Origin of the sequence: Hymenobacter sp. APR13 (genome assembly GCF_000737515.1) — a bacterium.
Lineage (GTDB): Bacteria > Bacteroidota > Bacteroidia > Cytophagales > Hymenobacteraceae > Hymenobacter.
The window spans coordinates 1,260,707-1,281,415 of sequence record NZ_CP006587.1 but is presented as its reverse complement, the minus strand read 5'-3'; the positions used below and the strand labels follow the sequence as shown (position 1 = coordinate 1,281,415).

Here is a 20,709-nt window from a genome sequence, read left to right as displayed (position 1 = left end):
TTACCACTGCAGGCGAGATGCTTCGGCAAGCTCAGCATGACAGTTAGCACCCAGAAGCAAATGCTAAATACTTTCATCGGCGACGCCGGGCACCTGAGCGTAATTGTGGCGTTTGTGGCAGCCACAGTAGCGGCCTACTCCTACTTCATGGCCGCCCGCGGCCGGGCTCTCGGCGACTCCGATGTGGCGTGGCTGCGCCTCGGGCGCGGGGCATTTATCGTGCACGGTGTGGCCGTAATGGCCGTTATCGGCTGTTTGTTCGGCATCATCCACGGGCACCGCTACGAGTACTACTACGCCTGGAGCCATTCCAGCAACCATCTGCCGGTGTATTACATGATTTCCTGCTTCTGGGAAGGGCAGGAGGGCAGCTTCCTGCTCTGGATTTTCTGGCACGTGCTGCTGGGCTTTGCCATCATGCGCTGGAACAAGCTCTGGGAAGCCCCCGTCATGGCCGTGTTTGCGGGCGTGCAGCTGTTCCTGACCAGCATGATTCTGGGCGTGGTGCTGGGCGGCGTGAAAGTGGGTTCCTCGCCCTTCATTCTGCTCCGCGACTTCCTCGTGGATCTGCCCGTATTCAAGCTCAACCCCAACTTCGTGCCCGAAGACGGCACCGGCCTGAACGCCCTGCTGCAGAACTACTGGATGGTGATTCACCCGCCCACGCTGTTCTTGGGCTTTGCCCTGACGCTGGTGCCGTTTGCCTTTGCCATTGCCGGCCTCTGGAAAGGCGAGCTGACCCGTTGGGTGAAGCCTGCCCTGCGCTGGAGCCTCTGGGGTGGCCTCGTGCTGGGCGTCGGCATCGTGATGGGCGCCTACTGGGCCTACGAAACGCTGAACTTCGGTGGCTACTGGAACTGGGACCCGGTGGAAAACGCCGTGTACATTCCGTGGCTGGTGCTGGTGGCCGGCATCCACGGGCTGGTGCTCTGGGACAAGCGCCGCACCGCCCTGCGCACCAGCTTCGTGCTGGTAGTAGCCACCTTCCTGCTGATTCTCTACGCCACCTTCCTCACCCGCTCGGGCGTGCTCGGCAACGCCTCCGTGCACTCGTTCACCGACCTGGGCCTCTCGGGCCAGCTGATGATTTACCTCGGCGCCTTCGTGGTGCTGGCCATCGGGCTGCTGGTGTACCGCTGGAAATCCATTCCGATTTCCGAGAAGGAGCTGACCACCTACAACCCCGAGCTGTGGGTGTTTGTGGGCGCCACGGTGCTGTGCCTGGGCGCGTTCCAGGTGCTCGTGACCACCAGCATTCCGGTGTATAATGCCTTCCTGGGCTTCATCGGCATCAAGTCCAACCTGGCCCTGCCCGCCGACCAGATTGCGCACTACTCGAAAATCCAACTCTGGATGGGCGTGGGCGTGGCCCTGCTGTCGGGCCTGGCCCAGCTGATGTGGTGGCAGCGCAACGACAAAACCACGGTCATCAACGCCGTGGGTACACCGCTGGTGCTCACCCTGCTCGGCTCGGCCCTCGTGATTCTGCTGCTGCGCTACAACGGCCACGAGATTCAGCCCGCCTACATTGCTCTGCTCACGGCCGGCCTGTTTGGCGTGCTGGCCAACATCAGCACCATTGCCCAGCTGATTCTGCGCCGCGTGCAACTCTCGGGCGGCGGCGTGGCCCACCTGGGCATTGCGCTGATGCTGCTGGGCGTGCTGGGCTCGGCCGGCTACTCCAATATCGTGTCCAAGAACGTGTCGGGCCTGGTGTACTCCAAGGAGTTCCCCGAAGACCTGAACCGCGACAACGTGCTGCTGTGGCGCAACGACTCGGCCCCGATGGGCCCGTATGACGTGAGCTACACCGGCCAGTACCTCGACGTGCCCGGCGTGCCCGGCTACGTCAACAAAGACCTGCTGTTCCGCACCGCCGACGAGTACAAAGCCCTGGCCCGCGCCGACATCAAGCGCGAAAACAAGGTGTACTACAAGGCCGGCGACACGGTGGAAATCCTGCCCGAAAACACATACTACCGCGTCGAGTACAAAAACCGGGAGTCCGGAGAGGCCTTCACGCTCTACCCGCGCGCCCAGGTGAACGAGGAAATGGGCGGCCTGCTGGCCTCGCCCGACATCAAGAAGTTCCTCGGCCACGACACTCTACTCGCACATCAGCTCCGTGCCCGACCCCAGCAAGGAAAAGGACTGGAGCGAAGTGAAGGAAAGCCAGCTGGCCCTCGGCGACACCATTTTCCTCAACGACTACTTCGCCGTGTTCCGTGGCGTGGAGCCCGCCCAGCAAACCGCCGGCCTGGGCCTCGCCAAAGGCGACCTGGCCATCCAGGCCGACATGATGGTGTACGGCGAGAAAAAGCAGTACCACGTGCACCCCGTGTTCGTAGTGCGTAACAAGATGATTGGCCGCGTGCCGGATGAAATAGAGGACCTCGGCCTGCGCATCTCCATGAACGCCGTGGACCCCACGGCCGGCAAGTTCACGTTCGGCGTAAGCACCACGCAGAAGGACTACATCATCCTGAAAGCGGTGGAAAAGCCCTTCATCAACCTGCTCTGGAGTGGCACGCTGCTCATGGCGCTGGGCTTCGGCCTGGCTTTGCGCAACCACGGCCGCCGCAAGCAGGCCGTGCCTGCTACCGCACCTGCGCCAAGCCGGGCAACCTCCCGCCAGGCCCGCCCCGAAGCCGTGGCCTAGTAGCCACCCGATCAGCACAAAAAAACGCCCGGAAGCAGACAGCTTCCGGGCGTTTTTTTGTGCTGTATCCCGGCTCAGGCATCCGCTTTATTCCGGGTGCTAAGGTGTGGGCAGCCAAGTGGATAAGCTGAGCAGCTACGGCTCCGTGTCTGCCCGGCTACGAGGGTGTGACGGGCAATGGCCGCCGGGGCAGCCGGCCCGCGCAAGCCCACAAAAAAAGGGCAGCCACCAGGGCTGCCCTTTTCAAAAGCTGAACTAGGAGTTAACCTATTTGGTGATGGTCAACTGGGCGTACGGTGTAGTCGGCGCCGGTCTGCACCTTCAGCAGGTACATGCCGTTGGCGAGGCCCGAGAGGTTCACTTCGTTGGTGAAGTTGTCCTTCAGTGCAGCCGTGTGCACCGTCTGGCCCAGCATGTTCACCACACTCACCTGCAGGTTGCCCTTGGCGTTGGCGCCGCGCACGTCCAGCTTCACCAGACCCGTAGATGGATTAGGATACATGGAAATGGCGCGGTTCAGGGCTTCCGAGGTGCCCTGTACGATGGAAGTCTGGGCATCCAGCACGAAAGCACCGAGGTTGCTGCCGGCGGCATCCACCAACGCTCCGCCGGTAGCGGCGAAAGGCGCAATGGTGAAGAAGGTAGCCGGGCGGGTCGGAGCTTCGGGCTGCGTAGCCATCAGGAAATAGCGAGGGGCACCCGTTGGTGCAGCCGTCTGCACGAGGCCTACGTAGAAGTTGCCGGCCGGAGCGGCTACGGCCGTTTGCAGGGGCAGCGTTTTGAGCGTGTTGATGTCGGCGGTCTGCACCACATAATCAGCCGAGCGGCCCAGTACGGCGCCGGAGGCATTCACCACCACGCTATACACGGTGCGGCCCACAGAGTTCGGGTCAGCAAGGCCAGCAGCTACGGCCGTAATGGTGCGGGCCGCAGGCGTGGTGAACTTAGCCACAAATGCGCCGGTGGTGGTGGCGCCAAAGCCTACACCCAGATTTGGGTCGAACGGGGTGTTGTTGGAGTAGCTGAACGTGTTAGCCGTTACAACCTGCGTGTACGTCTGCGAGTTGTTGGTATTGCCGCCGTCGGCTGGTACCGATACCGCCAGCGTGTTGTTGCCGGTAGCGGTTGGGGTGAAGGTGTTGAACGACACGGTGGTGGATGCACCAGCGGCCAGCGTCGGGATGATTTTGGCATCCGCGAATGTGTTGGCACCCGTCACGTTCAGCGTAACGGCCACGTTGGTCAGCGCTGCCGAGCCGGCGTTGCGAACCAGGGCCTGTACTACCTGCGGGCTGGAAACCGGTGTCTTGCCCAGGCTATAGATAACCTGAACGGCGGCATCGTTGGCTGGCAATGGCGGGCCGGCAACAAAACGATAAGTCCGGCCGGCATCCGGCAGGAACGTGTTGCGAATAAAGTGAGCGGCAATGGCAGCCGGCTGGCCAAATGTCGTCGTCGACCAGGCCGTGGAGCTAGAAGGCTTCAGGGACAGCACCCGTTCAGCCGCTCCTGTGCCGGTTCCTTTAATACCTACTACAGCGCTGTGGCCCAGTGGCGTATTCGTGGTAGCGGTCCAAGTGCCGTAAACCAGTTCAATGTTGTTGGTACCTTCGAACAGCCGGATCTGGAAATCCATTGTAGCGAACTGCGCCGGTACCGTAGTGGTAGCGTAGTCGCGCAGATTCTTGAACTGGATGGTGCAGACCCGGTTTGGTGCCGTGCCAGTGGTGGCTACCCGATAGGAGGTAGGGTTAGCAGTCTGGTCGGCAGCGCCATAGAGGTCGATGTTGGACATCGCCGCAATAACGTTTGCATCGGCCGGGTCGGCGCTGAACAGAGGCGAAACATCCGCCGGATCCAGCAGGGGGGTAGCGCCCAGCTTAATGAAGCCGTTGGTGCTCAGGATAAACTGCGTGAAATCGGTGCCGTTGTAGCTGAACGTAAAGCCGATGTTTTGTGGGGTCGAGAGGGCGTCGTCCGTATTAGTAACGGCAATGGCCGTACCAGTGGTGCCCAGATCGGTGTAGGTGCCGGCTGCGTTGACGGCCAGCGTAGGCGGGTAGTTCAGAAACTGTGCCTGCGCCGCCGTGGTGCCAGCCAGGCCCAGCATAGCTGCCAGAGCCAGCTTGCGCCAAGGCGCCGTGTAAGAATGTGTCATACGGGTAAAGGTGTTGGAAATGGTGAAGGGGTAAAAGTGGAGAAGAGGAGAAATATGCCCTTTAAGCAATATTAAAGGGCAGTTCTTGAGCTTACAAGTTGATTACTTTTCCTGAGAACTACACAAGTCGTATCCGAAAAGCCATATTCCTGCCCGTACTTTACACCATTCAGTGCCCTTACTTTCTGCTCATGACTTCCGATCCGGCTATTTCTCTGCGTGTTATAGTAATAGGCGCGGGCCGGGTAGCCAGCCAGCTGGCCCCGGCCCTGCGCCACGCCGGCCATCAGCTAGCCGGCATCTGGAGCCGTACGCCCGCTACCGCCGCCGTGCTGGCCGCCACCGTGCCCGGCACGCCCGCGCTGCTCACCCCCGATTTCGCCACCCTGCCTCTCGCCGACCTCTACCTGCTGGCCGTGCCCGATGCCGCCATTCCGGCGGTGCTGGCGCAGGCGCGCTTCCCGGCCGGGGCGCTGGTGGCCCATACCTCCGGTACCGTGCCGCTCAGCGTGTTCGAGGCGCTGCCGCACGTGGTGGGCGGCGTGTTCTACCCGCTCCAGACCTTCAGCGCCGGGCGCATCCTCGACTGGCGCGCCGTGCCGCTGTGCATAGAAGGCGCCACCCCCGCCGCGCAGGACTTGCTGCTGGCGCTGGGCCACACCCTGAGCGGCAGCGTGCAGGTGGTGGGCACGCCGCAGCGGCAGGCCATTCATATAGCGGCAGTGTTTGCCTGCAACTTCACCAATCACCTGCTGGGCATCAGCCACGCGCTGTTGGCACAAGAGCAACTGCCGCTGGCGCTGCTAGCTCCGTTGCTCCACGAAACCGTGGAAAAGGCCCTGGCCAACCCGCCCTTCACGGTGCAAACCGGCCCGGCCGCCCGCCACGATGCCCCCACGCTGGCCCGGCACCAGGCCGCCCTAACGGACTATCCGGCGTGGCTGGCGGTGTATAACGCCCTGACCAGCAGTATTCAGAAGCAGTTGGAGGCTCCGGCCGCAAACAACCAAGGGGGGATAGAGCTTTGAATCCGGTAGAGGCGTGCGTACCTTCGTGCCTTCATTTTTTGCCTCGTCAGAAGATTTTTTTGTGAAAGCTGTCAACATCACCTTCCAATTTCAAGACGGCCAGCCCGAGCAGACCCACGTGGCCGCCGAAGGCGAGTCGGTGCTGGACGTGGCCCTCAACAACGGCATCCAGCTGCAGCACAACTGCGGCGGTGTCTGCGGCTGCAGCACCTGCCACGTCTATGTGCAGCGCGGCGAAGCCGACCTGCCCGAAATCAGCGACAAGGAGGAAGACTTCATCGACCGCGCCGTGAACCCGCGCATCAACTCGCGCCTGGGCTGCCAGTGCGTGGTGCAGGCCAGCAGCCAGGATCTGGTGATTCTCATTCCGGCGCAGGAGTTCCTAGGACACTAACCTCAATGGTTGGATGGCGGCATGGCTAACTGGCTTGGTCGTTCAGACTTGCCCTTTAGCCATGCCGCCATCCAACCATTCAACAATTTAACCATTAAGAAGATGGCCCATTTCGAGCCCCCCATCCATTGGAACGACCACGAAGATGTGGCCATTGCGCTGTACGAAAAGTTCGGCGACGACTTTTCCGAAGCCAAAATCTACCGCATCCGCTTCACGGAGCTGCTGGACTGGGTGCTGGAATTGCCCAACTTTGAAGGCACCCGCGAGCAGGCCAACGAAGGCCACCTGGAGCAAATCCAGGCCAAGTGGGTGTATGAGTGGCGCGACAACCAGAAATAAGCCTGTCGCCTGTGCGGGCCGGCTTTTACCGTGTTAAAGCCGGCCCGTCGGCTTATTTGTTGCATTGCCTCCGTTCCTAGTTTCTGCTCCGAATTCTGCTGCTATGTCGCCAGACTTATCTGTTATTAAGGCGTTTATTCTTGATGTCGACGGTGTGCTGACGGATGGCACGCTGCTGGCCTTCAACTCCGGCGAGCAGGCCCGCGCCTTCCACATCCGCGACGGCTACGCCATCCGGCACGCGCTGCGCCAGGGCTACCGTATCGCCGTCATCTCGGGCCGCGAAGAAGAAGGTGTGCGCAAGCGCCTGGAGTCGCTGGATGTGCGTGACATGTACCTGGGTATAGATGATAAGATGAAGATCTTCAACAACTACATCAACACCTACCGCCTCGACCCGGCGCACATCGCCTACATGGGCGACGACATGCCCGACCTTGAGGTAATGCGCCGTTGCGCCCTGGCCGCCTGCCCCGCCGATGCCGCCGCCGATGTGCGCGCTATCAGCTCATACGTGTCGGCGCTGCCTGGCGGGCACGGGGCTGTGCGGGAGCTGATTGAAGCCGTAATGAAAGAGCAAAAGACTTGGTAGCTAGTAGTCTAGCCTGAATGTAGTGGGTTTTTGAAGAGGTTGGGAAGGGCCCCAAACGGGGTTGCGATTTTCCGAATTACCTCTATCTTTACCCACTCATCCATTCAACATTTTCTTCTTTTTTCATGAAAACAGGAACCGTAAAATTCTTTAATGAGGCGAAGGGCTACGGCTTCATTACAGATGATGTAACGAAGGAAGATTTCTTCGTACATATTACCGGCCTGAACGGCGGCCAGGTACAGCAGAACGACCGGGTGGAATTTGAGACGCAGGAAGGCCGCAAAGGCGTGAATGCCGTGAATGTGAAGAGAGTGTAGATTCCAGCTCCGACTTGCTTTTCAAGTATCCGGAAAGCCTCTCCTTCGTTGGAGAGGCTTTCTTTTTGCCAGCCGGTGGCCCTTTGCCGGGTATGGGGTTGATGCCGGCAAAATGAGTTGGGGCTGCTGTTGTAGTACTTCGTATGTTGTGTGCCCATGACTGTAGTTGTCCCTTTTTCGTCTGCTGAAGCGGCGCCCGGGCCGGTAGAGCCGCAAGGCGGAACGGGGCTGCGGCCGGTGGCGCAGCTGATCCGGCTGCCCAATCTGCTGATGATGCTGCTGTGCCTGGCATTGGTACGGGCCGGGCTGCTGCAGCCCGCGCAGCCGCTCCGCACCCTGCTCGACTGGCGCTTTGGGGTGCTGGCCGTGGCGGCGCTCTGCGTGGCCGCCGCCGGCTACATCATCAACGACTACTACGACGTGAAGATTGACGCCATCAACCGCCCCGGCCGGCTGGTGGTGGGGCGCGTGGTGAACCGCCGCCGCGCCATGCTGGCCCACATGCTGCTGTCGGGGGTAGGGGTGGGGCTAAGCGGGCTGCTCTCGCCGCTGCTGGGCCTCGTGAACCTAGGCTCGGCACTGCTGCTGTGGGGCTACTCGGTGCGGTTCAAGCGCGTGGCGCTGGTAGGCAACGTCAGCATTGCCACGCTCACTGGGGCGCTGGTGCTGCTGCCGGAGCTGCAGCTGCGCACCGGCGTGGTGAGCGTGTGGCAATATGCGCTGGCGGCCTTCCTGCTGACGGTGGTGCGCGAAATCGTGAAAGACGTGGAAGACATGCGCGGCGACGCCCAGCACGACTGCCACACGCTGCCCATCGTGTGGGGCGTGGCCCGCACCAAATGGGTGGCGGGCCTGTTTCTGGCGGCGCTGGTGGCGCTGGTGGCCGGCGCCTGCGGCCACGCCCTCACGCACAGCCGCCTGGTGCTGGGCGGGTGGCTACTGCTGGCGGTGCTGGGGCCGTTGCTGTGGTTGGGACGCCTGCTGCTGCGCGCCGACCGGCGGCGGCATTTCGCGCAGCTTAGCCGCTGGTGTAAGGGCATTATGCTGGCCGGCGTGCTCTCGATGCTGCTGGTGGAGGTGCTGCGGTAAAACCGTAGGCGGCTCCCTTGCGTTAGCGCAATCAGACAGGCTGCCGGTATCCCGGACATTGGTTGAAAAGCAGCCCCAAACCCATCTTCTTTCCCCTTTTTGAAGCCCTTTATGCGCTTTCTCTACATGCCGCTGGCACTGTGTATGCTGGCCCGGCTTGGTAATGCCCAGGTAGTAACCGACAGCGTTTCGGCGCCTGCGCCCGGCCTCAGCCGCACCACCGACGAAAAACCCAAGAAGTCATTGTTTGCGCCCAGCGACAAGCCCAGCTTCATTCCGGTTCCCATTGCCTTCTATCAGCAGGAAACCGGTTTTGCGGCTGGCGCGGCCATTCTGCCGGTGTGGCGCTTCGGCACTGATACCACGGTGCGCAAGTCCAACGCCCGCCTGATTGCCTGGTACTCGCAGGAAAAGCAGAGCACCATCCAACTGACGCATACCATCTTCACGCCCGGTGAGAAGTTCTTCTTCACCGGCGAGTTGAGCCGCTACGACCAGAAGCTGTTCTACTACGGCGTCGGCAACGACAACTCCAAAGACAACGAGTCGGACCTGGCCTACACGCTCATCATCTTCGATCAGAAGGCTATGAAGCGGGTGGCACCCAACCTGTTTGCCGGCGTGCGCTACCGATTCACCAACACCACCGACATCGAGCCCCAGGGCAACGCCGACAACGGCGCCTCCAACTATTTCACCCGCGACCCGCGCCTGAAGGACCGTGAGCGGCAGGATACCCGGATTTCGGGCGTAGGCCCGGCCGTGCTGTTTGATGGCCGCGACAACGTGCTGGCCACCTACCGTGGCTCGTTCGTGGACGCGCACATGCTCTTCAACGGCGACGGTATCGGCTCCGACTACAAGTTTACGCGCTACCAGGTAGACGCCCGCCACTTCCGGCCGCTGTTTGGCTCCAACAACACCATTCTGGCCCTCAACTACCTTGGTTCGTTCCACTCCGGCACCGTGCCGTTCCGCGAGTTGGGCGGCCTGGGCGCCAACCTCGGCGGTGCGCTCTACAACAACGCCGGCCTGATGCGCGGCCTCTACGAAACCCGTTTCCGCGACCGGCAGATGATGACCTTCCAGGCTGAAATTCGGCAGAAGCTGTTCTGGCGTATCGACGGGGCTGTATTCGCCGGCGCCGGCCAGGTGGGCTACAAACTCTCCGACTACGCTTTCGACCAGACCCGCTACGCCGGGGGCGCCGGCCTGCGGTTCCGCTTCAACCGCCGCGACCGGCTCAACATCCGCCTCGACTACGCTGGCGGTACCGATACGGCACCGAGCATTTATTTTGCTGTGGGCGAAGCCTTCTAGCATATTCTGCTGTCAACATAAAAAGCGCCATTCAGCCTGCTGAGTGGCGCTTTTTATGTGCCAATAGCCTTGGCTTCAGGCCAAAAACAGCCGCGTAGGCATGAATGCTAAAAGCAAGTCATCATCTGCTTGAGATTTGCGTAAAACATGGGCTGATGACTACTGCTACCTCCTCTATATCGTTTCGTTCAGTTGCTCAACCCTGTTCGGTAGCCGCCAGCCTATGGCAGCACCTAGCACCGCCGGCCGCTTCTCTGGCAGTGTGCGTCATTATCCCGGCCAAGGATGAGGCCGGCCAATTGCCCGAAACGCTGGCCGCCCTAGCCGCTCAGGTGGATCTGCAGGGCCTGCCCCTGCCATACAGCAGCTATGAGGTGCTGGTACTGGCCAATAACTGCCTCGACCACACTGCCGATGTGGTACGCGCCTTTGCCGGCTCTCATCCGCAGATGATGGTGCAGGTAGCGGAAGCCACATTAGTGGCGCCGGAGGCCCACGTAGGCCGGGCCCGGCGGCTACTCATGGATGAAGCCTGCCACCGGCTTGAGCAAACGGCCGGCCCGCGGGGCATCATTGCCAGCACCGACGCCGACACGCGCGTGGCGGCAACCTGGCTGGCCGCCACGCAGGCAGAATTCGCCGCCGGCGCCGATGCCGTGGGTGGCCGAATTTATCCGGAAGCCGCTTCCGGGGAAATCTGCGTGCGGCGCACCCACCTGCTTGATGCCCGCTACCGCCTGCTCCGGGCCCGCCTCGAAGCCCTGCTCGACCCCGACCCGGCCGATGGATGGCCGCGCCATCATCAGCACTTTGGGGCCAGCTTGGCCCTAAGCGTGGCTGCCTATCGCCAGGTTGGCGGGCTGCCCATCGTACCTTATCTGGAAGACGAAGCGCTGTGGCAGGCCTTGCGCCGCCACGACCTACGCCTACGGCATAGCACCAAAGTGTGTGTCAGCACGTCTAGCCGCCACCAGGGGAGGGTAGAGGTCGGTTTGTCGTGGCAGTTGCGGGAATGGGCCAGCCTGCTTCAGCAACAGCAGGAGCCTTTGGTGGAAAGCGGAGCCAGCCTGCTAGCCAACTGGCAGGCGCGCCGGGAACTGCGGCAACTGTGGGCTCACGCTCACTCGGCGCCTGCGCGGCGGCCTTCCTGCGTGCAACTGGCGGCTGCACTGAGTGTGCCCGCTGGCGCGCTGGCGCAGCAGGTAGTTGTAGCCAGTTCGTTTGGGGTACTCTGGGAATGGGTGGAGCGCCATCGGGCCCGGTGGCGGCGTCAGCGGTTGGTGCCACTTTCCCAAGCCATTTTCGAGCTTCGGCAGTTGGTAGAACACTACGGGCCGGCAGCAGAAAGTTCAGCGTCGCGGCTGCCAGTTGCCACGTATCTGCGCTAGTTTCGTCTTAGCAGGTCAAGGCGGTACTGTTCTGCCCGGTGCCCATGAACGTGCGTCAGCGGGGCATTCGGGCCATTTTGAGCCAGAAAGAAGTCGTGTACCTCGTCGCCGGTCAGTGGGTAGTCGTGCACGGGGGGCGTCCAGTGTACCAGCAGCAGATGCCCGCCCGGCTGCAGTGCCGCCAGCAGCGCCGTGGCTACCCGTTCCAGATCAGGCAAAGCCCAATAATACCCGACTTCCGACAGCACTACCAGGTCAAACTGGCGGTCCGATGGAAAGTCGGCAGGCAGGGCCATCCGCTGAAATTCCACCTGCGCCAAGTGCGCGCACCGCTGCCGGGCGCGCTGTAAAGGAACTTCCGCCACATCAATCGACAACAGATGCCGGCAGCGGGGCGCCAGCATTTCGGTAAGTACCCCCAATGAGCAGCCAACCTCAAACCCGCTTTCGTAGAGCCGCTCCGCAGGCAGTGCCGCCAGGGTGTCGGCGTATTTGGCGTGCTCGTAGGCACTGGCCTCGAAGTTCCACGGGTCGGTATTGGCGCGGTATACCGCGTCGAAGTAGTCGGGCGGTAGCGTATGGGGTTGATTGGAATTCATAGTGTAAAGCAGCTGGGGGTTAGGGCAGTATCAGCAGAATGCGCGAGTATGTGGCCGGGTAGCTAAGCTCTGTGGCTGAAGCGCAGCCCAACGAGTTTCGCTAGCCGGCTGCTTCTACATAGGCTTCATACGGTTGCCGAAAATGCGCGAGCATACTTTCGGCCAATAAAAATCCCGTCGGGTCGTCATTAAAAACGCCCGGTGCCAGCTGGGACCGGTGTTCAGCAATGGCCTGGGTTTTCTGCGTCAATACTGATTCAATGTCGAGGCGCCAGCCAGTGGCTTCACCGGATTGAGGCAAATCGGCCGGCGTGGCGCGCTCCCAGGCCCACACCAGGTATTCGATCAGCCGGGGCGGCTGCGCGAGTTCGTCCAGCGCAGTGCGCACTAGCAGGCTAGTGGATCGGTGGTCGGGGTGCGGGTCGCGGCGCCAGGGCACCAGCACCGTAGCCGGCCGGGTGCGCCGGAAAAAGGCAGTCAGCCGCTGCACGGCTGCCGCGCCGGCAGGCGTGTCGGGAGTAGGTACGGCCCCATCGGGCAACCCCAGCGGCAGTAGCATCTGCGGGCCCACGCCCAGCTCGGCCAGGGCGGCCCGCAGCTCCTGCTCCCGAATGGCCTGCCGCTGCGGCGCCGGAAATTTCCGGGAGTTCGGGTGCGACATCGTGCCGTCGCTGACCAGCACGCACCATACCGGCAACCCGGCGCGGGCCAGCAGCGCCAGCAGACCGCCGCAGCCCAGGCTTTCGTCGTCGGGGTGCGGAGCTATGACGGCCGTAGACCCCAGGGAAGCCGCGTAACTAGCGGGCTTGAGGGGCAGCGTGTGGAAATCCAGAGGTTTCGCGTCAGACATTCCACAGTTGGTAAGCAGGTTCAGGCCGGCTCAGTACGAAGCGGCCGGCATCGGCCTGGGCCGCGTCGGGGGCGGGCTGGCGCAGGTAGTGGGTCAGGTCGCGGTGCAGGCGCTCGAAGGGCTCGGGCTGCAGTAGGCCACGGGCCCCTACGCAACGTTCGGCCAGCTGCAGCACGCGCAGGCAGATTTCCTCCACGGCTGTCCGCATCATGTTGGCATACGCTACTGTAGCCTCCGGATCGGCTTCGGCGGTGGGGCGCGTAGCGTGGTCGGCGGCCCCGCGCAGCCACAGATTGCCCGACTCAATCAGCACGCTCATCTCACCGAGGCGCTGGCGCTGATACGGGTCGTCGGTGCGGCCCAGCTGCTGCAGAAAGCGCCGGGTTTCGTCGAACACAGCCTCCGCCCCACCCAGCTGCACCGCCGCAAACCGAATGGCACCGCCGCTGAAGGCTGGTTGCTGATAGTATGAGCCGGGCTCACCCAGCAAGTCTTCCGGCCCGATTTCCAGCCCGGTGAAGTCGGCGCGGAAACTGGCCGAGGCGCGCATGCCCAGCGGGCGCCAGAAGCTGGCATCCAGGGCCGGCTGCTGAGTGTCGGCCGGCAAAATCAGCATCTGCCAGCCGCCATCGGGCAGGCCTGCCGTCAGCAGTGGCCGCGTAACGTGGCCCGCACCTGAGGCAAAGGTTTTGCTGCCCCGCAGTCGGTAGCGGCCGTCGGGCAGTGGTTCCAGCTTCACGCCATCGTGCGCCTCCGTGTTCCAGACGCCAAACAGGTGGCCGGCCGCCGCATCGGCGGCCCAGGCGGCTACCTGCCCGGGCCGGCCGAAGCGCTGCATGAGCTGCAAGGCATTGACATGTCCTTCATACACGCGCCCCACGGCCAGGTTGCCCCACCCGATGTGGCGCAGTACCCGTAGCAGTGGCAGCGTCTGGGTGGGCTCGGCGAGGCCAGTGCCACCCAGACTGGCAGGCAGCGGCGCGCGCAGCAGGCCGGCTTCGCGCAGCCACCCGAACTCCTGGATGGGGAAGCCGCCCGGCTGGTCGGAGGCTGGGGCCTGGGCCAACAGGCGGGGCGCCAAGGCGGCGGCAGCTGCTTCAGGGGCCGGTGCCGTGGGCATCGGTTGCGGAGGGCTGGTGAAGGAATCAGAAAACATAGAGGAACCGGGAAAAACTACATGTTTTTACTGCTAATCCCTCATTAAGTTCAAGCTGATTTCCCGGGCACAGCGCGCGGCCTCAGGGACGGGTGGCAGGTGGCGAACCACCGCAGGCATTGTACAAGCTCACCAGCCGACGCAGATTGGCCTCGTCGAAGCGCCCGGTTACGGGGCCGGGCGCACAGGTAGCCAGCAGCCCCCCAAACACCTGCCGAAACGAACCGGCTTGCACCAGGATCAGCGCATTATTCCCCTGTTCCAGGTAATAGAACGTATTTTCGTAGCGGGCGCCGTTCAGGGCGCTGGCGTCGCTGTTGCGTATCTCGTAATCGAGTCGATACAGCGTGAGCGAGCCAACGGCCAGGGGCTGAAACAGCAGCCGCAGCGTGTCGCGGCCAACAACGGGCTGAAGCTTGCGCACCCGGTAGGTTTTGCCGGCCTGCAGGCCGGCGCCCCGTACAGATTTGAGAGGATACAGTATGTCCGGGTCAGTGGGCTGCAGGCGAAACCGCAGGCTCATGCCCATGGTGCGGGCCGTGGGGGGCAGCACATAGCCCCGCACGGTGTCGCCGGCCAAGGAAACCACGTAACCGGGCTTGTAGGGAGTGGCTTTCTGGGCGTGCAGCGCGGCAGGAGCCAGCAATGCCCAGCCGCCAAGGAGAAGGAAGTGTTTCATAAAGCACGGCTGTATGGTACAGGCAGCGGCCAGCGGCTTGGTTGCCGGGGTGGAAAGCTGCCAGGTTGCTACTTAAAACTCCACGCCCACCCGCACCGACAGGCCGTCGTAGGCGGCACCGTTCAGAAACTGGTCGTCGCGCAGCTCTTTGCCCCGCTCGTACTGCACTTCCAGCAACGGCGTGAGCTTGCCGGCGCCCAGGCGCGGCCGGTAGCCGGCCGTGAGCTGGCCGCCCAGCGTCAGCACCGAGCCGTTGTCGAACCGTTCGTCGGTTACGCGCTCAGCAACGGCGCGTGGCGAGAAGCTGCCGGGGTCAACCACAGAGCGCAGGGCATCGGAAACGAGGCGGCCCTGGCGGTGTAGGCCCGGCACTGCCCCGGCCCCCACGTAGAAGCCGTAGCCTGACTTTGCGCCCCACTGCATCCACACCGGCAGCTGCAGGGCCTGCACCTCAAACTCCGCGGCCAGCGCAAACTGCTGGCCGGCATTGGTGAAGCCAACCGGCACCACGTAGTCGGAGGCGTAGCGCGTGCGGCGCTTGCCGTACTGCAGCCCCGCCCCAAACGATACGGCCCGGCCGGGCCGCACGAGGCGGGCATACACGGCCGCCTGCCAGTCGGTGAGCGGCTCGGCTTTGGAGCGGGCCAGGCGCGGCTCGTTGCCGATGCTGAGCGTATGCCTAACTGCCCCGGCCCGGACGCCCAGCAGCAGCCGGCTTTTGGGGGCCGGCTCGGGGGCCGGGCGCAGGTCGGTGGCGGGCAGGCCGGGGGCGCAGCTGCCGTACGCCAGGGCCAGCTTCACCAGCGCGTCCTCCTCAAACTTGGTGCGCGGCAGCTGCTCCAGGGCGGGCGCGCAGCCAGCAAACACCGATTGCAGCATAGGCCGGAAGTTGATCTGCTCCAGCACCAGCAGGCCGCTGGGGGCCGTTTCCATCAGAAAGAACTGTGTTTCGCGCTTGGTGTGCTCGAAGGCGGTGCCGGTGCTGGGCAGCAGGTTGTAGTCGAGGCGGTAGAGGCGGGCGGCGCCGGTGGTCAGCTGCTGCACAAACACGCCGATTGAGTCGCGGGAGTCGCCCACGATGCGCGTAACCACCTGGGTGCGCCGCTGCAGCACCAGCTTACGCCGCACCAGCCGCTGGCCGTTGTCTAGCTGCACCAGGCGCGTGGTGAGCGGCAGGTAGGCCTTGCCGGGCGTGGTGGTGCCGGCCGCCCGCAGCAGCACGCCGTTTTCCGACGGAAACCGGGTCAGCTCAATTTCGCCGCGCAGCGTGTCGCCCTGCAGCGTAACCAGGTAGCCGGGCTTGTAGTTGGTGGCCGACTGGGCGAGGCCCAGGGTGGAAGCCAGACAGGCGCCGGCCAGCAGAAAAAGATGTTTCACGAAAACCAGAGTAATAAAATGGTAGCAAGCAGCCGCAAAGATACCGGCGCGGGCTGCCTCCGCAATCCGCCCGGAAGAATTGGCCGCCGGGCGCACATAATAATTCGGTAATACCGCTGCTTTCGCTGGCGGCCCTACCTTCGCGGCGCGTTTCACCTTTTCATCAATTGCCCGCTACCATGTCGCAGCCCATTCGCTCCGCTCTCGTTTCTGTATATTATAAAGACCGCCTCGAGCCGCTGGTAGCGCTGCTCAAGCAGCACGGCGTCACGATCTACTCCACCGGCGGTACGCAGCAGTTCATCGAGGAGCAGGGCGCCGAGGTAACGGCCGTGGAGAGCCTGACGGGCTTTCCGGAAGTGTTTGGCGGCCGCGTGAAAACGCTGCACCCCAAAGTATTCGGCGGCATTCTGCAGCGCCGCCACGAGGCCGGCGACCAGCAGCAGGCCAGCCAGCACCAGATTCCGCCCATCGACCTGGTGATTGTGGACTTGTACCCGTTCGAGGAAACCGTGGCTTCCGGCGCCGCCGAGGCCGACGTTATCGAGAAGATTGACATCGGGGGCATCTCGCTGCTGCGCGCCGCCGCCAAAAACTTCCGCGACGTGCTGGTGGTCAGCTCCCGCGACCAGTACGCGGCCGTAACCGAGCTGCTGACCCAGAAAAACTGCGCCACCGACCTCGACGACCGCCGCCACTACGCCGCCGCCGCCTTCGAGGCCACCTCGCACTACGACACCCAGATTTTCCGGTACATGGCCGAGGGTACGGAGCTGAGTGCAGCTGCCCTGAAAGTGAGCGAGAAGCCCGCCACCGCCCTGCGCTACGGCGAAAACCCCCACCAGGCCGGCACCTTCTACGGCGACCTGAACGCCCTCTTCGACCAGCTCCACGGCAAGCAGCTCAGCTACAACAACCTCGTGGACGTGGACGCCGCCGTCCTGCTCATGCAGGAGTTCGACGCCCAGGGCCCGGCGGCCTGCGCCATCCTCAAGCACACCAACGCTTGCGGCATCGCCCAGGCCGACACGCTGCACACGGCCTACCTCAACGCCCTCAGCTGCGACCCGGTGTCGGCGTTTGGCGGCGTTATCATCGTGAATAAGCCCGTGGATGCCGCTACGGCCGAGGAGCTGAACAAGCTGTTTTTTGAGGTGCTGATTGCGCCGGAGTTTGAGGCCGAGGCGCTGCCCATCCTGCAAAGCAAGAAAAACCGCATTCTGCTGCGCCAGAAGCCGGTGCAGTTCCCGGCCAAGCAAATCAAAACCTTGCTCAACGGCGTGATTGAGCAGGACTTCGACCGCCAAGTGGAGGGCGCCGCCGAGTTCCGCACCGTAACCGAGTCGGCGCCGACGACCGACGAGGTGGCGGCGCTGGAATTCGCCCTCAAAGTGTGCAAGCACACCAAGAGCAACACCATCGTGCTGGCGCGGGCCGGCCAGCTGCTGGCGTCCGGCGTCGGCCAGACCTCGCGCGTAGATGCCCTGCGCCAGGCCATCGAGAAGGCCCGCAGCTTCGGCTTCGAGCTGCAGGGCGCCGTCATGGCCTCCGACGCCTTCTTTCCCTTCCCCGACTGCGTGGAAATTGCCGGCGAGGCCGGCATCCGGGCGGTGGTGCAGCCCGGCGGCTCCATCAAAGACCAAGACAGCATCGACGCCTGCAACCGCCTAGGCATGGCCATGGTGCTCACCGGCGTGCGGCACTTCAAGCACTAGCCTGACAAGCAGGCGCCTATAGCTCATTGGCGCCTGTGTTGAACCAGAAAACGCCCCGGCGTGGCTTTGGCCGCCCCGGGGCGTTTTGTGCATGGAAGGTCGCCGCCGGCCCGCCGGGCAAGCTGGAAAATGCGGGCCGCCGGCCCGCTCGGACAATCCCAGCAGGCCGGCCAGCGTTGATGACGCCAGCCGCGCCGCGCCACAATTCCCGGGATGGGATGAACCGGTCGACCTGCTGTTTCAGTTTGATACCCCCAACCGTGGGGCTTCCCCGAAACTTGCTTACTTTTGCCCCCACTTTTTGTGCGGGTGCAAACGCCCCGTACTCATTCACTTGCCGCCGTTAACCAATGGGTTTCTTTAATTTCCTCACCAGCGATATTGCCATCGACCTGGGAACGGCCAATACGCTCATCATCCACAACGACAAAATCGTGGTGGACGAGCCGAGCATCATCGCCAAAGACCGCACAACCAATAAGGTAATTGCCGTGGGCCGGCAAGCGCAGCAAATGCACGAAAAGACCCACGACAATATCAAGACCATCCGCCCCCTGAAAGACGGTGTAATTGCCGACTTCCACGCCGCCGAGGAGATGATCAAGGGCATGATCAAGATGATTGACACCCGGACGCGGCTGTTTCAGCCGTCGCACCGCATGGTCATCTGCATTCCGTCGGGCATCACCGAGGTGGAGAAGCGCGCTGTGCGTGACTCCGCCGAGCACGCCGGCGCCAAGGAAGTCTGGATGATTCAGGAGCCCATGGCCGCCGCCATCGGCATCGGCATCGACGTGGAGCAGCCCGTAGGCTCGATGATCATCGACATCGGGGGCGGTACCACCGAAATTGCGGTAATCGCCTTGTCGGGTATCGTCTGCGACCAGTCCATCAAAACGGCCGGCGACGTCTTCAACCAAGATATTCTCGACTACATGCGCCGCCAGCACAACCTGCTGATCGGGGAGCGTTCGGCCGAGCGCATCAAGATTGAAGTAGGCGCGGCCCTCACCGAACTCGACGTGACGCCGCCCGACTTCGAGGTGCGCGGCCGCGACCTGATGACCGGCATTCCGAAGGTTATCAAGGTGACGTCGTCGGAAATTGCCATTGCCCTCGACAAGTCGGTGGCCAAGATTGAGGAAGCAGTACTGAAGGCGCTGGAGATTTCGCCGCCCGAGCTGTCGGCCGACATCTACGAAAACGGCATCCATCTGACTGGCGGCGGCGCCCTGCTGCGCGGCCTCGATAAGCGCCTGGCCGCCAAAACCAAGCTGCCGATTCACATTGCTGAAGACCCGCTTCGTGCCGTAGTGCGCGGCACCGGCGCGGCCATCAAAAACATCCAGGCCTTCCGCAGCGTGCTGCTGACTTAATGGCTAAATGGCTGAATGGTTAAATGGTTGGTCGTTCCAGAGAAGTATCCGGAACAACCAACCATTTAATCATTCAGCCATTTAACACTTCAATCCATGCGTAATCTGTTCGCCTTTCTGTTTCGCTACCGGGGGATGCTCGTGTTTGCGTTGCTGGAGGTGGCCAGTTTGTACTTGCTGATTCGCAACAGCACCTACCAGCGGGCGGCGTTCTTCAACTCGGCCAATGCCTACGTGGGGCAGGTACTCGACACCCGGACGCAGATTTACGATTACTTCCGGCTGGTGAGCATCAACCAGGGCTTGGTGCAGGAAAACGCCGCGCTGCGCCAGCAGCTGTACCTGGCCGACGTGGGCCGCCGCGAGGCGCGCCGCCTGCCCGTGCAGCAGGACAGCGCCTCGCAGGCTCGCCTGGCTGGCCTCGCCTACCCCGACTCGCTGCTGCTGGGGCTGCGCCCGCTGCCCACCCGCAACCCCGACTACCCGCTGATTCCGGCCCGGGTGCTCAACAACACCTTGCGCCGCGTGGATAACTACCTGACCCTGAATGTGGGCACCCGGCAGGGGCTGCGGCCGGGTATGGGCGTGCTGGCCGCGGCCGGCATTGTGGGCCGGGTGAAGGTGGTGAGTGAAAACTACGCTACGGTGACCTCGCTGCTGCACTCCAAAACCTTCATTTCGGCCAAGATTCTGCGCGACAACACGTTCGGCAGCATCCGCTGGCTCGGCGACGACCCCACGCACGCGCTGCTCGACAACATTCCGCGCCAGAACAAGCTGGTGCGCGGCGACACCATTGTGACGTCGGGCTACAACGCGGTGTTCCCGGAAGGTGTGCTGGTGGGCACCATCGACGGGTTTGTGAAGGAGCCCGATAAGAACTTCTGGACGGTGCGGGTGCGGCTGGCCGTCAATTTCGCCAACTTAACCTACGTGTACGTGGTGAACCCAAGGCCCAAGGCCGAGCGGGATACGCTGGAGCTGAAAGCGGGCATGAAGCCGGAAGGGGAGGAGCAGCCATGAAAGGAGTAGGTGCGCTGCTGATTCAGGTGCTGCGGTTTGGGTTCTACCTGGCCGTGCATATGCTGCTGGTGAGCAAGCTGGTGCTGTTTGATTTGGGCTGGTGCTTTTTCTACCTGGGCTTCCTGCTGTTTCTGCCCATCGGTACGCCCATCGTGCTGCAGCTGGTGCTGGGCTTCGGCACGGGCCTGCTCATGGACCTGTTCTACGACACCGGCGGCGTGCACGCGGCCTCGGCGGTGCTGCTGTGCTACCTGCGTCCCTGGGTGCTGCGCCTGCTCACCCCGCGCGACGGCTACGAGGCCCAGGACTCGGTGAACGTGCACCAGATGGGCGGGCAGTGGTTTCTGGTGTACATGGGCCTGCTGGTGGGGCTGCACCACCTGGCCTTTTTCCTGCTGGAGCTGGGTAGCTTCCGCTCGTTTGGCCTCACGCTGGCCAAGATTGTGGTCAGCACCCTGTTTACGGGCATCACGCTGCTGATTATCCAGCTGATTTTCTTTCCTACCAAGCGGCGCGGGCGTTAATCCCTCTCCAACCCCTCCCCAAAAGATGCCGCGTATCAAGCGGGGTGTGCTATAATTTCACTTTGGCAACGGAATGACCTTGTCTGAGCCGAAGGCGGAGTGAGGATTCGAACTGTCGTT

At 62.9% G+C, this 20,709-nt stretch carries 19 protein-coding genes; 13 read left to right on the top strand and 6 right to left on the bottom strand.

The window, feature by feature from the left end; translation table 11 throughout:
- The first annotated feature begins 60 nt into the window (after positions 1-60).
- Positions 61-2,355 carry a cytochrome c biogenesis protein CcsA gene (gene ccsA / locus N008_RS05450; protein ID WP_316963305.1) on the top strand — a complete coding sequence of 765 codons (2,295 nt, stop codon included), beginning with the start codon at positions 61-63 and terminating at the stop codon, positions 2,353-2,355.
- Between the two features lie 566 nt (positions 2,356-2,921).
- Here ccsA and N008_RS05445 read toward each other — a convergent pair.
- Positions 2,922-4,817: a T9SS type A sorting domain-containing protein gene (locus tag N008_RS05445; RefSeq protein WP_044014354.1), complete on the bottom strand. Its 1,896-nt coding sequence runs from the start codon at positions 4,815-4,817 to the stop codon at positions 2,922-2,924.
- A 191-nt stretch (positions 4,818-5,008) separates the two neighbouring features.
- On the opposite strand from N008_RS05445, the gene N008_RS05440 reads away from it, so the two are divergent.
- From N008_RS05440 to N008_RS05405, 8 genes are all read left to right on the top strand, one after another.
- Positions 5,009-5,845, top strand: a complete 837-nt coding sequence (locus tag N008_RS05440; RefSeq protein WP_052381224.1) for a Rossmann-like and DUF2520 domain-containing protein — start codon at positions 5,009-5,011, stop codon at positions 5,843-5,845.
- A gap of 61 nt (positions 5,846-5,906) precedes the next feature.
- Entirely contained in the window at positions 5,907-6,239 is a 333-nt protein-coding gene (locus N008_RS05435; protein ID WP_044014352.1) for a 2Fe-2S iron-sulfur cluster-binding protein, read from the top strand.
- Between the two features lie 102 nt (positions 6,240-6,341).
- A complete protein-coding gene (gene iscX, locus N008_RS05430) occupies positions 6,342-6,581 on the top strand; it encodes a Fe-S cluster assembly protein IscX (RefSeq protein WP_044014350.1) in 240 nt (79 codons plus the stop codon).
- 103 nt (positions 6,582-6,684) lie between these two features.
- Positions 6,685-7,173, top strand: coding sequence for a KdsC family phosphatase (locus N008_RS05425; RefSeq protein ID WP_044014348.1), 489 nt, complete (start codon positions 6,685-6,687; stop codon positions 7,171-7,173).
- Positions 7,174-7,298: 125 nt separating this feature from the next.
- Positions 7,299-7,493: a cold-shock protein gene (locus tag N008_RS05420; protein WP_044014346.1), complete on the top strand. Its 195-nt coding sequence runs from the start codon at positions 7,299-7,301 to the stop codon at positions 7,491-7,493.
- A 156-nt stretch (positions 7,494-7,649) separates the two neighbouring features.
- Positions 7,650-8,582, top strand: coding sequence for a UbiA family prenyltransferase (locus N008_RS05415; RefSeq protein ID WP_081910625.1), 933 nt, complete (start codon positions 7,650-7,652; stop codon positions 8,580-8,582).
- 111 nt (positions 8,583-8,693) lie between these two features.
- On the top strand, positions 8,694-9,902 hold the full coding sequence (locus N008_RS05410; protein ID WP_156109035.1) for a BamA/TamA family outer membrane protein: 1,209 nt from the start codon (positions 8,694-8,696) through the stop codon (positions 9,900-9,902).
- A 260-nt stretch (positions 9,903-10,162) separates the two neighbouring features.
- Positions 10,163-11,290 carry a glycosyltransferase gene (locus N008_RS05405; RefSeq protein WP_052381222.1) on the top strand — a complete coding sequence of 376 codons (1,128 nt, stop codon included), beginning with the start codon at positions 10,163-10,165 and terminating at the stop codon, positions 11,288-11,290.
- Here N008_RS05405 and N008_RS05400 read toward each other — a convergent pair.
- The 5 genes from N008_RS05400 to N008_RS05380 form a co-directional block, all read right to left on the bottom strand.
- On the bottom strand, positions 11,287-11,889 hold the full coding sequence (locus N008_RS05400; protein WP_044014341.1) for an SAM-dependent methyltransferase: 603 nt from the start codon (positions 11,887-11,889) through the stop codon (positions 11,287-11,289). The genes N008_RS05405 and N008_RS05400 overlap by 4 nt on opposite strands.
- 100 nt (positions 11,890-11,989) lie before the next feature.
- The gene (locus N008_RS05395) at positions 11,990-12,739 is read right to left on the bottom strand and encodes a PIG-L deacetylase family protein (protein ID WP_044014339.1); all 750 of its coding nucleotides are present in this window, start codon (positions 12,737-12,739) and stop codon (positions 11,990-11,992) included.
- Complete coding sequence (locus N008_RS05390; protein WP_044014337.1) at positions 12,732-13,895, bottom strand: acyl-CoA dehydrogenase; 1,164 nt, start codon at positions 13,893-13,895, stop codon at positions 12,732-12,734. Before N008_RS05390 ends, N008_RS05395 begins: the two co-directional genes overlap by 8 nt.
- A gap of 82 nt (positions 13,896-13,977) precedes the next feature.
- Positions 13,978-14,574, bottom strand: a complete 597-nt coding sequence (locus N008_RS05385) for a hypothetical protein (RefSeq protein WP_156109034.1) — start codon at positions 14,572-14,574, stop codon at positions 13,978-13,980.
- 72 nt (positions 14,575-14,646) lie between these two features.
- Complete coding sequence (locus tag N008_RS05380) at positions 14,647-15,951, bottom strand: hypothetical protein (protein WP_156109033.1); 1,305 nt, start codon at positions 15,949-15,951, stop codon at positions 14,647-14,649.
- A 179-nt stretch (positions 15,952-16,130) separates the two neighbouring features.
- On the opposite strand from N008_RS05380, the gene purH reads away from it, so the two are divergent.
- From purH to N008_RS05360, 4 genes are all read left to right on the top strand, one after another.
- Positions 16,131-17,666 carry a bifunctional phosphoribosylaminoimidazolecarboxamide formyltransferase/IMP cyclohydrolase gene (gene purH / locus N008_RS05375; protein ID WP_044014331.1) on the top strand — a complete coding sequence of 512 codons (1,536 nt, stop codon included), beginning with the start codon at positions 16,131-16,133 and terminating at the stop codon, positions 17,664-17,666.
- A 350-nt stretch (positions 17,667-18,016) separates the two neighbouring features.
- Positions 18,017-19,042: a rod shape-determining protein gene (locus tag N008_RS05370; protein ID WP_044014329.1), complete on the top strand. Its 1,026-nt coding sequence runs from the start codon at positions 18,017-18,019 to the stop codon at positions 19,040-19,042.
- Positions 19,043-19,138: 96 nt separating this feature from the next.
- Entirely contained in the window at positions 19,139-20,065 is a 927-nt protein-coding gene (gene mreC / locus N008_RS05365) for a rod shape-determining protein MreC (RefSeq protein WP_044014327.1), read from the top strand.
- Complete coding sequence (locus tag N008_RS05360) at positions 20,062-20,589, top strand: hypothetical protein (RefSeq protein WP_044014326.1); 528 nt, start codon at positions 20,062-20,064, stop codon at positions 20,587-20,589. The genes mreC and N008_RS05360 overlap by 4 nt, the downstream gene beginning before the upstream one ends.
- The last annotated feature ends 120 nt before the right edge of the window (positions 20,590-20,709 follow it).

What these genes read in the sequence shown, in the direction of transcription:
- iscX (WP_044014350.1), top strand. Translation starts at nt 6,342, where the DNA reads ATGGCCCATTTCGAGCCCCCCATCCATTGGAACGACCACGAAGATGTG.
- N008_RS05400 (WP_044014341.1), bottom strand. Translation starts at nt 11,889, where the DNA reads ATGAATTCCAATCAACCCCATACGCTACCGCCCGACTACTTCGACGCG.
- N008_RS05415 (WP_081910625.1), top strand. Translation starts at nt 7,650, where the DNA reads ATGACTGTAGTTGTCCCTTTTTCGTCTGCTGAAGCGGCGCCCGGGCCG.
- N008_RS05425 (WP_044014348.1), top strand. Translation starts at nt 6,685, where the DNA reads ATGTCGCCAGACTTATCTGTTATTAAGGCGTTTATTCTTGATGTCGAC.
- mreC (WP_044014327.1), top strand. Translation starts at nt 19,139, where the DNA reads ATGCGTAATCTGTTCGCCTTTCTGTTTCGCTACCGGGGGATGCTCGTG.
- N008_RS05390 (WP_044014337.1), bottom strand. Translation starts at nt 13,895, where the DNA reads ATGTTTTCTGATTCCTTCACCAGCCCTCCGCAACCGATGCCCACGGCA.
- N008_RS05410 (WP_156109035.1), top strand. Translation starts at nt 8,694, where the DNA reads ATGCGCTTTCTCTACATGCCGCTGGCACTGTGTATGCTGGCCCGGCTT.
- N008_RS05395 (WP_044014339.1), bottom strand. Translation starts at nt 12,739, where the DNA reads ATGTCTGACGCGAAACCTCTGGATTTCCACACGCTGCCCCTCAAGCCC.
- N008_RS05360 (WP_044014326.1), top strand. Translation starts at nt 20,062, where the DNA reads ATGAAAGGAGTAGGTGCGCTGCTGATTCAGGTGCTGCGGTTTGGGTTC.
- N008_RS05420 (WP_044014346.1), top strand. Translation starts at nt 7,299, where the DNA reads ATGAAAACAGGAACCGTAAAATTCTTTAATGAGGCGAAGGGCTACGGC.
- N008_RS05445 (WP_044014354.1), bottom strand. Translation starts at nt 4,817, where the DNA reads ATGACACATTCTTACACGGCGCCTTGGCGCAAGCTGGCTCTGGCAGCT.
- N008_RS05385 (WP_156109034.1), bottom strand. Translation starts at nt 14,574, where the DNA reads ATGAAACACTTCCTTCTCCTTGGCGGCTGGGCATTGCTGGCTCCTGCC.
- purH (WP_044014331.1), top strand. Translation starts at nt 16,131, where the DNA reads ATGTCGCAGCCCATTCGCTCCGCTCTCGTTTCTGTATATTATAAAGAC.
- N008_RS05370 (WP_044014329.1), top strand. Translation starts at nt 18,017, where the DNA reads ATGGGTTTCTTTAATTTCCTCACCAGCGATATTGCCATCGACCTGGGA.
- N008_RS05440 (WP_052381224.1), top strand. Translation starts at nt 5,009, where the DNA reads ATGACTTCCGATCCGGCTATTTCTCTGCGTGTTATAGTAATAGGCGCG.
- ccsA (WP_316963305.1), top strand. Translation starts at nt 61, where the DNA reads ATGCTAAATACTTTCATCGGCGACGCCGGGCACCTGAGCGTAATTGTG.